Annotated in this window: 10 protein-coding genes; all 10 read left to right on the top strand. The window is 48.1% G+C overall.

Translation table 11 applies throughout. The annotated features are described in order from the left end of the window. Positions 1-36: 36 nt before the first annotated feature. From BK126_RS12500 to BK126_RS12455, 10 genes are read left to right on the top strand one after another with little or no spacing between them, the layout of a single operon-like run. Complete coding sequence (locus tag BK126_RS12500; RefSeq protein ID WP_076312978.1) at positions 37-4,716, top strand: hypothetical protein; 4,680 nt, start codon at positions 37-39, stop codon at positions 4,714-4,716. A gap of 16 nt (positions 4,717-4,732) precedes the next feature. Next, positions 4,733-5,863 carry a hypothetical protein gene (locus BK126_RS12495; RefSeq protein WP_076312977.1) on the top strand — a complete coding sequence of 377 codons (1,131 nt, stop codon included), beginning with the start codon at positions 4,733-4,735 and terminating at the stop codon, positions 5,861-5,863. 60 nt (positions 5,864-5,923) lie between these two features. Further along, the gene (locus BK126_RS12490) at positions 5,924-7,690 is read left to right on the top strand and encodes a hypothetical protein (RefSeq protein WP_076312976.1); all 1,767 of its coding nucleotides are present in this window, start codon (positions 5,924-5,926) and stop codon (positions 7,688-7,690) included. Position 7,691: 1 nt separating this feature from the next. Further along, complete coding sequence (locus tag BK126_RS12485; protein ID WP_076312975.1) at positions 7,692-8,042, top strand: hypothetical protein; 351 nt, start codon at positions 7,692-7,694, stop codon at positions 8,040-8,042. A gap of 14 nt (positions 8,043-8,056) precedes the next feature. Further along, positions 8,057-9,121, top strand: a complete 1,065-nt coding sequence (locus BK126_RS12480; RefSeq protein WP_076312974.1) for a hypothetical protein — start codon at positions 8,057-8,059, stop codon at positions 9,119-9,121. Positions 9,122-9,124: 3 nt separating this feature from the next. Further along, on the top strand, positions 9,125-10,081 hold the full coding sequence (locus tag BK126_RS12475; RefSeq protein ID WP_076312973.1) for a hypothetical protein: 957 nt from the start codon (positions 9,125-9,127) through the stop codon (positions 10,079-10,081). A 16-nt stretch (positions 10,082-10,097) separates the two neighbouring features. Next, entirely contained in the window at positions 10,098-10,889 is a 792-nt protein-coding gene (locus BK126_RS12470; protein WP_076312972.1) for a hypothetical protein, read from the top strand. A gap of 14 nt (positions 10,890-10,903) precedes the next feature. Further along, a complete protein-coding gene (locus BK126_RS12465) occupies positions 10,904-11,464 on the top strand; it encodes a hypothetical protein (RefSeq protein ID WP_076312971.1) in 561 nt (186 codons plus the stop codon). Next, complete coding sequence (locus BK126_RS12460; protein ID WP_076312970.1) at positions 11,461-11,856, top strand: hypothetical protein; 396 nt, start codon at positions 11,461-11,463, stop codon at positions 11,854-11,856. Before BK126_RS12465 ends, BK126_RS12460 begins: the two co-directional genes overlap by 4 nt. 10 nt (positions 11,857-11,866) lie before the next feature. Continuing rightward, entirely contained in the window at positions 11,867-12,781 is a 915-nt protein-coding gene (locus BK126_RS12455) for a hypothetical protein (protein ID WP_076312969.1), read from the top strand. Positions 12,782-12,784: the final 3 nt, after the last annotated feature.

Raw genomic sequence — 12,784 nt, 5'->3', positions numbered from 1 at the left:
TCCGTTTTTCGTATAGAGAGGGTAAGAGGTGATTTTATGGGTCATACGTTTGGGCTATTTACCAAGTCTCAACAAGGCGTTCTGTTCGCTAACATGAGGGCAAAGATCGCAGAGGATTACGACACAGGAAATCCTAACCACCCCGAGCACCTGCCGCAAAGTCCCAATGCTCCTAGGAGTGAGACTGACCGACATGGTGACGAGAACAACCCTATCCTGGGCGACCCTGGGTACGGTCAGATCGGTCGGTGGCAGACGGTTCAGCTTGATGCTTTGGAAAACACAATCGACCAAATCATTGAGCAGTATCTTAGGGATAAATCATGGTATGCAAGCGTCAGGTGCCGCGAAGCTTTGTGGAACATGTATCGCAGGATTGAGTGGTGGGTGATGCAACAACAGCCACCTGATAAGACTCAGTACCAAAGGGTATTACAGATGATCAAGGACTGTATCTATAAGATTCTTGAGAATGCTCAGGAGCCAGGAGGAACACACCTTGGGGTGTCCTTACCGACATGCCCTGCACCGTACTACCATCATTTCAGTGGAAACTACTTTAACCACTTCGACGCTACGGTGTATGAGATCCCTTTGTTCTCGATGAAAGAGGATGTACCGTTCTCAGATAAGTTCCCTGACTTCTTCCGCTACGTTTCATCGACTGAAGATCAAGAGTGGGTGACAGTCCATTCCGTAGGTAAAAACGAGCAGTCAGGCGCAGACATGATTCTGAAGCTCGATCTTGGACTCCTTGAGATTGGTAACTCGTCAAAGATCACATTCAACTGGCGGGTTAAGCGATATGGTCAAGTCAGGTTCAAGTACCTTGCAAGCGCGAAGCGGGGTAACGGGATGCTGTTCTATATCAACGGTCAGCAGGTCGGCGGGGAATGGAGCGAGAACACGGGATGGCAACAAGCGGCATTCACCTTACAGCCTGGGCAGATGTATAAGTTCGACTGGCTGATAAGGAAGATGCGCCCTGAGGTATGGCAACACAACGGCATCTATATCAAGGATATTGAGGTCGTAGAGATTGTTGATACACGTAAGTTCCCTGCACCCCCTGACTACGACCTCGACGGGGAGGAAGTCAGAACGGATGGGAACTGGGTTGTGAGGTCTCCTCAGAGTATCGCACAGGCTCACTTCAGTGGTCAGTTCATTACAGATGATCGTAGAAGTAAGACAATGACGATGGAGCTTGATAACGAGTGTGACGGAACCATCTCCTTTGCTTACAAGATGGGGATTGATGGGGAACCTTACCCGAACACTGATTACAACCTATTCTTCGATGACCAGTTCACGAGCAGGACACAGCATGGTGACGCTCCTCATGGAAGTTACGCTGATTCATTGCACGGTGTGGAGTGGATTCAGAACGGGGAGTACAGCGAGACTGAAGTTGACAACGCCCTAATCACATATGAAGTGGTGGTTGGGGAAGATACCACAGTTGACATCTTCGGAAACTTAGAGGTTATATGCCCGCCGCGAATCATTGACCACTGGGAGCCATACCACTTGGGGCAGGGGTTGAGTTACTACTCATGGAGCATGTCAGGATCACCAAACTGGGTTGACCACTTAAACTACCTTCGCATTGATGAACCCCAAGAAGGAGTAATGGTCGCGCAGACAACAGTGTATATACCTGACGATGGGTGGTTCATCTTCAACTACGCACATGATCTACGACCGACAGAAGCCTTCGAGGTGATGGTGAATGGGGTGTCCGTTTACTACACAAGAGAGCAGGGTTCAGGGAGTGGTATCCGCATCCCGCTAAGTGCAGGTAATAACAACATTCAATTCCTTATACGTGATTCCTATACGGAGCAGCCCTTTATGTATAACTTCGAGAAGGTATTCTCTTACGGTGGCTCAGCTTCTCAAACTTACCGAACGGAGTCTCCACTAGGAAGCTACGTGGACATACAAAGGGATTGGGATTCTACTGATGGCGGGGCAAAGACTGAGAATAACGGGGATACAATCAATTACAACATGCGCCTAAATCCAGGAGCCAAGGTCACATTCAAAGAGCATATGCGTATCTACCCTGCTATGGACGGGAACTACGACCCAGTAAGTGGAGATACCCGCGACATCATGGTGTTTGAGGAGCTGTTCAATGAGGAAGACAACTATGACCCTGCTTTGACTTTCAGTAGTGGTTGGGACTGGGTTGACCTAAGCCCTCCTTGGATTGACCCGTCAGCAGAAGTTGATCCGTCAGACCCACCACCAGTCGGTGACGGGGTGATGTGGGCTGAAGGACATGGTGGAGAGTACACCTGTGATTTCTCTGCAAGCATCAGTAATTCAGGTTACATCTGTTGGCAGTATGGCGGTCAATTCGACAGCGGAGAGATGCTAGAACTTCAGATTGACGGGGTTACCGTTTGGACAGGGAACGAAGAAAACGGTGACGCAGGTACAAACTGCATGTACCCACTACCTCCTGGAAACCACACCTTCCGTTGGGTTTATCGGGATGGCAGTGTATACATCCCTGGCAACGAGGGTTCAGGCGGTAGCGGCGGTGGAAGTGGGAGTGGGAGTGGTTCGGACAACCCATTCGGAGAACACTGCTACCCAAGCGGAAGTGAAGTACACGGAATCAACTATGGTCAGACATCGAGTCGAGGAGAAGCAGATCGCACATCCTCATGGGCTTGGGGTAACCAAGGCGGGATTTACTACGATGGAGGGGTTCCTATTGCCCACGGGGTGGAGCAGGACGGTAAGATAATTACCCGAAGCTTCTACGCTCCTGAGTTTGGGGAAGTTGATTACTTCGAGAAGCTGAAGGTGTATCCCGCGCAAAACGTTACTACCCCAGGTCTTCGCCCTATCAACATGAGTGCCCTTAATCAGGACTGGTATACGAACGACAATATCGTGTGGCAACACTCCACGCAGAAATACTACGTACTGAAGGTCAAAGGTCTGAGACCAGGAAATCCTCTGACAGAATTCGACACACCACACACCAAGAAGGTGTTTGAGCGGTTCTACTGTGACGGGAGCTTGAGCCTTAGCTTCCTATACCATACGTACATTTGGACAGGAGATCAACGGGCGCGGTTCCGAGTGTACCTCATACCTGACAGCAACCCGTCCAAGAAGATTACCCTCTTAGATGAGAAGGATAATCAAGGGTACCACGATGGTAAGATTTCCAACTTTGAGAACATCACCAATAACATGTGGGCTGAAGCAGAGCCATTTAGCGTAACAAAGGCAGTTTCCCCAGGTTGGTACACCATCGTGTTTGGTATTACCGATACCTATCCCGATTATGACTACGACGAATCAAACAATTTCTACTTCCACGCCACGATCAATAACATCAGCCTGAAGACATCCGACCCTACTGGATTAAACGATTGGAGGTTGATTGATAAACCAAGGCTTGACGATCAGACTTACGTTCTTGTCGATTTGTACGACAAGGAGACAGGTCAGAAGGTGTACTCCCAAAAATATTACGGAAATGACGGAAACGTTGCTACGTACAACATTAATTTCTCAGGATACACTCAACCAGGGAAATCCTACACAGTCCAGTATACCTTGAGAAAAGGTAATGGTTCAGGAACGGGTCTTAATGGCGGCGGGTTCACTTTGAGTGGAGGTAAGTTCAATGAGTACTGGAATGGTTACTGCGTAGATGCTCAAGGGAACGTGTACCCAAGCGGTGACTCCCCTCACCCTGACGATGGGTGGTGGACTGATCCTCCTCCTGACACAACCGCACCTGATGGTGGGAGTCATGTGTGGCTCGATGTTATACGGCTCTACGAGAATATGCTTGATGCTTGCCCAGGTTCTCGAATTGCTATCAAGACTTACGAGGGCAGTAACCTGATCGACACCAAGTATGTTGTTAATACGGATGATGAGTTCGTAGAGATTACTGTCGATAACACCTCTGATGAGATAAAAGATTACCGCGTTGAGATAAAGTTCGAGCAAGGCTGTCCTGGTGACGGTGCAATGATTTGGGGTGGCTCCTTCTCCATGGAGGATAGCGTTCCTGTAGATAAGTCATGGGCAGAGGTAACTCACTTCGAGGTTTGGGACAACAAGCCTGTTTGGATGGGAGGTTGTGATGACAGCCACATGAGGGTGCGGGTCATTCGAGAGGACGGTTCCGTTGTCCTCGATCAACGCTACTACGGCGAAGCTTATCACGAGTTCAGCGTTACTGGATTACAGCCAACGCCCTATACTAAATACAGGGTGGAGATCACTACAGATCAAAAAGGCTATGTAAGTTCTTGGACAGGAAAAAGGTACATGACTACATTCCGTATGCACGACTTCAAGGTATATGAGAGATGGGTTTGGGTTCCTGAGCCGTTCGACAGTCAGCTTGACTTCTTCATTGATGGAGAGCTAATCAAGACATTCACCACTGAGGGTGGCTACTATACATTCTCTTACCCAGTACCTAAGGGAAAGCATGAGTTCAAGTGGGTGTTCACTTCATACCAAGAGGTCGGGGTTCGTAGTTACGAGTATGCCCAACTAGACTGGATGGAGCTGACTAACTGGATTTGTGATGACGTGTATGTTACCCCTTACTGCGAAGGCGGCGGGGGCGACCAGTGCGTTGAAGCTCTTATCAAGTGTCTACTGGACATTTGGAAATCTCGACCTAAGATGTGCGTGATCGGTAAGCGTATATGGCTATTCACATAAAGAAAGGGGTGTCTGTATGGGAGTTGCAAGGCTTATGGAGTCGGGGAGGATTTATGAAGACGACTTCCTGAACTCTAACCTTGACCCCAAGTGGGAAGTGCTCCCTAACGACCCCACCCGATATGAAGTAAGTGGGGGCAACCTTGTTCTTAAACATGGTGCCCCTACTCTTTATATGTTCCTCAAACCTTTAACGGATACCAAGCAATTCGTTATGGACGTGAAGAACAACTACAACCCTGACAAAGAAGGTTGTTTCGGTGGGATTGTCGTTTTTGTGGACGAGCACAACTATATGGAAATTGAGGAGTTCCTGGATACATCATTACCAACACCGCTGTTGAAGACCTACCCATGGATTCGCCTTGTGCGTGACCACAACTACTTCACAGCCTACTGGTCAGATGATGGTGTCATTTGGAACATCCTCGGTAGCGTAGAGCTTAGTGGGGCACCTAAGATTGGGCTGTACCTGCGGGGCGATGGAGATCATCCGTTGACCGTTGAATACATCAGGGTGAACAGGGGAACGTCCGTGACGGTAGATAACCTGACGAAGGGAACTAAAGTTGATCTAATCGACAGCAACGGCGTGGTTCTTGAAACCAAGGTGTGCAGAAGTGAGGAGACCTCCGTGATCTTTGAACTGGATAGGTACCCTTACCCGTTTGAAGGAAACTTCGGTGTAGAGCTATTGGACGGTAACAGGTTCCAGGGAATGGACGACATTAAGGTCTACAAAGGAGACTTAATGTACTTCGAGGTAATTCCTGACCTTTATTACAAGGAATCAACAGAGAGTGGCGGGTACTTTGATGTACTCCTTACTCCGAATACTGATCGCTTTCTTGGCTACTTGACTGCGGGCGGCTCAGCTACGCAAGAGGTTCAGATGTTCGCCAAGAACCCTATGATGACGGGTGACTTCAAGGATGTCACTTTTGCGTTGACAACAGGGACAGATAAGGTTCAGATCGCTCCTGATGTCGGCGGCTTCCCAGGTGGATTCAGTTACTCGGTAACAGCGTTCAAAATTGAGCCAGGGCAGTCATATAAGTTTTGGCTGAGGATGGCGCGGGAGGACTCGCAGGATAGGTACGCTTCACAAGTCAAGTTCTCTCTGAAGATGTATTCCACTTACCTGTGACTTAAAATATCCCGAGTTACATCGTATAGATAAATTAGGGGCAAGATCGGAGGTGGTCAAATGTCAGTAAGGATTAACCAGTCCCATTCAGACTCACTCAAGAGCCATAAGGAACTGACCGACATCGGCACACATACGCATGAGGAGATTGACTTCTCTATCGCTGAAGTGGAGGGTGCTAGGGGTTCAGAGTTAAGCCTTGGTGACCGTATTAATAAGATCGAGACAACGGCTAACGACAATAAGATTACTGTCGAAGATCACGAAGAAAGGCTGACAAATCTCGAAGAAACGGTTACCAAGCATGAGAACCGTCTTGATAATTATGAGAGGGATGCACTTGTATTAGTTAAAGACGTTGCTACTCTGCAAACAAATCAGAACGATCACGAGAAACGGTTAAGCCTTGCGGAGACTGAAATCAAGAACGCTAGAGGAGCTGAAGCGTCCGTAGGTGATCGCTTCGAAAGTCTTGAGCAGTACATTGATGAAGTTGCTAAGCAACCGATTACTGACCTAAGCGTTACAAATCCTGTCTATGAGGATGCAACCAATAGTGTTGTGGTGACCATTCAAGCAGGGCGGGCGAGTATTAACAAGTCCATCGTCGATAAATTCACTCAGAACTTATCTATCCCTGACATAACGGCGAATACCTCTTACTACATCTTCCTTCACGAAGATGGCTCTTATTCGTATGGCACGGATAACCAGGAGCCTGACAATGCTATTATCATTGGCGGCATTGACGTGGGTCTGTCTCCAACGACAGCTCTCACGGCAACCGACTTCAGATACTTCCTAACTAAAGGCTCTGTTGAGGTAGATGTAGCCGACCTTCAGGAGAAGGTAGCAAATCTTGAGACTGACGTAGACGGTCACAAGACTTCTATTACTAACCAGGGCAAGGCGATCACTGCCATGCAGACCGACCTAGATAAGGTAGTTAGAGAGGTTAAAGATTCTCGTGAGGACAAGAACGGCGTTGTATACGATGCCCTGAAGGACAGGCTTGACAACATGCAAAGCCGACTTGAGTTGGCAGAGAGCCGTGGTACTATGGAGCACCAATCGGTATTCCATTTTACTTCACCGCCTGATACTCGCCTAAGTTCTCAGAGGGACTTCACAATCCCCAAGTACGTGATCGGCTCCAACTCGGCAGAGGTTTTCCTCGACGGTATTCGTATGGATGTCTTGGACGACTACATCGAGTATAGCGAGACCGTAATTCGTTTCACGTTCGACGTACCTAAGGAAGCGCGGGTGACAGTGATCGGAAGGGGTTCTATCATCAACACAACCTCCATTACCGACTATACTTACTACCCTGATGGAAAGGTTCACACTGAGACTGTTACTGGTGGTATCAACCGCACGATTGAGTATTTCTACGATGTCAACGGTAACGTTGAACGTCAAGCAATCACAGAGAGTAACGGTCAGCTCAAGAGTATTGAGTATCAGCGCGACTCGGCGGGCAAGGTGGAACGTGAGATCAATAACGGTGCAATGTACTATGTCTTGCAAGGCGGGGACACTTACGATGATACAGACGTAAGGAGAAGGATTACATTCCTTGAGGGGACAGGTCTTGATCTCGACATCAAGTACAACTACTTCTCTAACGGGGACATTGAATCCGAGGAAGTCTATACTACGGGGGTGACCCCTCAGCTCTTGAAGAAGACATCGTTCACATACAATGATGATGGAACAGTGGCTACCGAGACTTTGATCTATGACGGTCAAGGAGTCAAGAAGACCTTCGAGTATGATGCTACAGGGAACATCACAGGTACTAAAATAAGAAAGGTTGTGATTTGATATGGCTAAGACAGTACAGGATGTGAAATTTGCAGTCCCTACTATCCTGGACAAGCTCTCGGGAAATAACCAGGAGTCTTTCACAAAAGGTGAATTCGAGACTCTGGTGTTTTCTTTTCAGAGTAATATCCTGTTTGATAGCGTAGCTCAAAAGTTCCTACCCTCGTTACAGGCAATTCCTGACGTATCCGAACTTATCCTTACAGGGGAGGAAACGGAGAGGGAATTACAGGACAAGGACGAGGAGCACTCTGCGTTAGTAAAAGAGCGTGACGACAACATCAAAGCCGTGCTTCTTGCGGTAATTAAAGAGCATATCTTGCGAGACATGCGGACAAGATTTGGAGCTTAAAGGAGGTGCTGTGAATGGCTGAAAATCAACTGTTAGGATCATTACGTAGATATGAGTTCTATGCTACCACAACGACCTTCGCGTCCGAGCTTTACAATACCATGTCTCAAGAACTTTACGGGGACATTCACTGGGAGTGGGGTTATAGCGCAAACAACACTTACGCGAACTCTAAGGTGTGGAGTGGAACCAACCATAACGTTGTTAACTACGGAACAATTACCGCGAAGAATGTGAAAGACCCAAGTATGTTTTTCACTATCTGTGTTACCTTGTCTTGTGTAAACTCCTGGAGTGATAGGATGTCCTACAAGAACCACATCATGAAGGTAGGGATTAGAAACAACGGGTCTTCCGTCATCCCCGACCTATCCACGAATGTGGGTAGCAGGTCAGAGATACCTTTCCAAACAGGAGATTCATACGTCAACAGTAGTGCAACTACAAGCTCCCATGTAAACACGTACTACAAGTGGACTGTGTTTACGGCTGAGGATTACATCTTCGTATACGGGGAGCCGCAAAACTACCCTGCCCAGGCTTATCCAGTACGTTTGTATATGGGTAGACTTAAACCCTTTGAAGATGAAGACCCGTTAATTGCAAACGACTTCGTTGGTGTATTTAGCCACTTTCCTATGAGCCTAGACGATGCCGAGGATGAGCTAAAATACAGCTCAGGATCGGGTTATGTAAGAAGCTCTCGCAATGGTACTCCAAACGCCTTGTACCACTTTGCTACAAGTAGTCAGGTGCCTTCCCCAGGGGTGGGCGGTAGATTCTTTATTTCTCCTTTCTATGTGTGGCACGGTAACGAGGGTGTTCGAGGGGAGTTTCACGGGGTGAGGACAGCAGTTCTAAGGGACGCAAGTAAGTACCCCGATGGTTCTATTCTTGACTTGGGGGAGGAGCGGTACTACGTGTTTCACGCCACCTCCCAGGCATACCCCACTTCCTACCAAGGGTGGTTTACAACGAGTGGGTCGTATGTTAACGGGCAACCTTATTTCTTTGATTCTTCCCTCCTCTTAGGCGGGGGACAGAGGGTACTCTTGTTTGAGATTGAGAAGGAGGTGTAACCCTTGACAATGGTTCGTAGACACGAGTTCACAAGTACTCTAAACACGTTTGCTAATCAACTAGCTACCGCACTAACCAATGCGGTAGACCCTTACTGGGTTGTAAAGTACACAGCGGAAACTACTTACGCTAACTGGGGTAATGCGGTTGCTACCAACAGGAAAGACAGTCAAATGCGCTTCACTATGTGCGTGTTCGCTCATGCGCGAGGTGTGAGCATCAGGTGGGGGATGAAAAACCTGGGTACCGACGTTGCAACTCCTGATATGTACACCAACCCTCCTGCGGGATTCACTAGCAGTGCTTACACGGAGACTCCGTTCATGTGCTATTCAGGGCAGTACAATATCAACTATAAGTGGACGGTCATTACCAATGAAGACGTAATGTTCATTCACGGAGAGAGGTTGGACAATCACACTACTGGGTACCCTGTTCGGATTTACCTAGGTAGATGTCAGGCTGTCGAGACCGAAGACCCCGCTATTGCTAACAAGTTCTACGGTGTGTTTACTCATATGCCTTTCAACCTTCATGACGATAATACCGCCGATCAGTACGATACACCACGAGGGGTAGTTAGAACTTCTCGTAACGGTACAGAGTATGAACTATACAACTTCGGAACTGAATCTCTTGCTTCCCCAGGGCTTGGTTCTCGCTATTACGTAACACCTTTCATGGTGTACCACCCTCAAGAAGGTGTTCGCGGAGAGTTAAAAGGTATGCGATCAATCGTATTCAAGAACGGTGTTCAACACCCTGATGGTTCTATCCTAGACTTAGGAGCTGACGGTAAGTACTACGTCTTCCATGTAGTAGATCAGGATTACCCTAACGCTGACAATGGCAGATACTACTACATCTCTAGTCAGAACAATCTCTACTCCCGACCGAAGTTCTTCCACGGTGCTCGTGTTCTAGGTGGCGGGCAGAGAGCTTTGTTATTCCCAATATAGGAGGTGTCCATGAGACATGGCAACATTCTCAGGTAAAGTGAAATTGAATGAGCTGTACGCAAATATCGTCCAAGGGTTCAAGACTATTGTCAGCTCTCCTTGGTCTATCCATTACGAGAATGCAAGCTCTCTCGTACTAAAATCGGTAGGTACGACTGGAACAGATAAATTGTTCTTTCGACTTGAGGTAGGTAATAGCAAAAGCATCACAGGAAACAAGTTAGTTGTGGGTGTTGCTGAAGATGTTATGTCGGCTGACGGAAGTATTCCCGTGAGTAGGGCTGAGATTAAGAAGGACTTCGTTGTTCATAACACTTTGGTTGACAGTAACCTCTTGATCGACTACCAAGTATCTGTTCAACCTAACCGCATCATTATCTACCTACAAGGTGATGTGAACTCTGTTTCAGGTGTAGCTAACCTTGGGTATTTCGGAGTCCTTAACAGGTATGCAACTGAGAATGACTCCTCGGCTCTCGGGATCGGTCTGAGTTATAACGGGGACAACGGGATCAGGACTCTCAGAGACAAGGATAAGCTTACGGTGAACAACATCTATGATGCTTACTCTGCAATGCTTCCAGTAAACCCAGGATGGGGTTCTTTGTATCATCTCGCTCCGTTGATTATGTGCAACGGGGTAGAAGGTGCGCGGGGAGAACTCATCGACATCTACGCGGTACCTTCAGCAGGTGTATCCCATGGGGACGAGATCAAAGTGGGTACGAAGACGTATAAGGTGTACTCCTTGTCCATCGGAGGTCAGAGTTTCCTCACGGGGTCAACGGTCGCCGTACTAATGAACTAGGGCGGTGATTACAGATGGCAGTATATAACGGAAGTATTGGGGGAGCCGCCGCTAACGGCTCCCTTTCCCCTAAAGGGAGGATCGCCAAGCTGTTCAGTATTGGATACAACCAGGAAGTGGTTCCTGAAGTTTTTGACGGGCGGGAGATGTCGTATGAGGTCGGTCTTCTGAGCACAACTGCGGAGATGGTTGACATTTACCGATGGGGAACATGGCGTGTGATGGATAACCACGAAGATAAACTGAACGGGTTTATTTCAGACAAGTACCAGTACGGGGAGCGTACATTCCTAGGACAGCCCTCCGAGCTAAACTTAGTCCAACGTGTTGAGATTGTCCCTAGTAGTAATGGGGTAGGGATAGTTAGAGAGTCCCTACATGGTATACGAGTGAAGGAGAACTATAACGGACTGGACGCTGTTATCAAGGTCAGGATTCCAGTTCACCAAGAAGACCTTACAGGTAAGACGTGGGGAGACTGGACGAACAATGGAGTAGGTGGGGGAACAACCACCGTACTTCGACCCCGTAGGTATCCTGATACTCACATCCCGAGAAGGAGGGACAATAGTTGAACAGAACATGGAAGCTGATGGAGGAGATGAGAAAGGTGTTCATGCCTGTAGCACTGGGTTGGAAAGTTGAATCTGTAGGCGGTGGGTCTAAGGCAATCGTGTCCATACCGATGGATCACCCTAGGTTCCTGATTAAGACCTTGCGAGTCATCCCTTCGAGGGAGACGAACGTAGAGGTCAATATATTAGACAGCTCAGGCACCACGCCTGAAATACTGTACTTCAACAATGCTCAGTACTCGACTGGTAACTTCCTGGAAGGTATTTACGATATGCTCGATCTCCCTTACGAGGATGCAGACGGTACTTCGTCTCTGCACCTTTCAATCAAGAACCTGGGGACTGACGTTGCTGACTTCTGGATTGAGGTCACAGGATTAACGACAAGGTAGGGGGTGCGTTATGGATATTGTTTCATTCAGTAAGGCGGCAAAGGTAGAGAGGGAGGTCAAGCAAGCCCGAGATTCATACTCATCTCTGGATGGTAGACTTGATGCGGTCTCGATAGGGAACGTGGTCTCGGTCAGATTAAAGACAGAGCTTCCATCTACAGGAGAGGTTGGGCGGCTTTACTTGGTGCGTCAGGACACGAGCAATCAGGGAGAGCCAACGGCGTACACATACAGCACCAAGGGTTACGCAAAGGTGAGCGGGGACAGGGTTCTAAACGATACTGATAATGGTGCGTTGACCCTTAACGGTACCAAGATCGTGGTATATACCCACCCAAGTACCCATAGTGCTGACATCCTCTCTGATGGAACCAATAAGGTAGCTATGACCAGGGCTGAGAGAGATAAGCTCTCTGCTATTGAGAGTGATGCAAATAAGTACGAGCATCCTGACACGCACAGTGCTGATATGATTACGGACGGTGTAGACCACGTAAGCATGACAGCGGCAGAGCGTGGGAAGCTTAATACCATCGACCCCTGGGATGCGATCAGTGATTTGGTGGAGTACAAGGATGTGGTAACTTACTTCGCGTTCGATGACCTAGGTCGGGTAATTCGTCAAGTGGTTACTGACAACTATGTAGAGCAGATCGTGAAGGAACCAGTACTTACTATGCCTGACAGTACGGATGGCTTCTCCCAGGGGGAATCTTTCCTGGTAACATCCATCGGGGAGATTTACCTCTTTAATGGGGTAGACTTTGTAATGCTCCCGACACTGATGGATGTGGTCTATCAGTATGATGCGGCAGGTATGCTTGAGTACAGGATGATCTCTACGATGGGAGCAACCCCAACACAGACGAACTTCAGGTACTTCTACGACTCTAAAGGCAACCGAATCGCCGTTAAGAAATACTAAAGG

Origin of the sequence: Paenibacillus sp. FSL H7-0326 (assembly GCF_001955535.1) — a bacterium.
GTDB classification, from domain to species: domain Bacteria; phylum Bacillota; class Bacilli; order Paenibacillales; family Paenibacillaceae; genus Paenibacillus; species Paenibacillus shunpengii.
Note: the sequence above shows the minus strand (reverse complement) of the source record. Positions and strands in the feature narration are given on the sequence as shown.

Coding starts and splice junctions, on each gene's coding strand:
- BK126_RS12480 (WP_076312974.1), top strand. CDS start 8,057: ATGGCTGAAAATCAACTGTTAGGATCATTACGTAGATATGAGTTCTAT.
- BK126_RS12455 (WP_076312969.1), top strand. CDS start 11,867: ATGGATATTGTTTCATTCAGTAAGGCGGCAAAGGTAGAGAGGGAGGTC.
- BK126_RS12490 (WP_076312976.1), top strand. CDS start 5,924: ATGTCAGTAAGGATTAACCAGTCCCATTCAGACTCACTCAAGAGCCAT.
- BK126_RS12485 (WP_076312975.1), top strand. CDS start 7,692: ATGGCTAAGACAGTACAGGATGTGAAATTTGCAGTCCCTACTATCCTG.
- BK126_RS12500 (WP_076312978.1), top strand. CDS start 37: ATGGGTCATACGTTTGGGCTATTTACCAAGTCTCAACAAGGCGTTCTG.
- BK126_RS12465 (WP_076312971.1), top strand. CDS start 10,904: ATGGCAGTATATAACGGAAGTATTGGGGGAGCCGCCGCTAACGGCTCC.
- BK126_RS12495 (WP_076312977.1), top strand. CDS start 4,733: ATGGGAGTTGCAAGGCTTATGGAGTCGGGGAGGATTTATGAAGACGAC.
- BK126_RS12470 (WP_076312972.1), top strand. CDS start 10,098: ATGGCAACATTCTCAGGTAAAGTGAAATTGAATGAGCTGTACGCAAAT.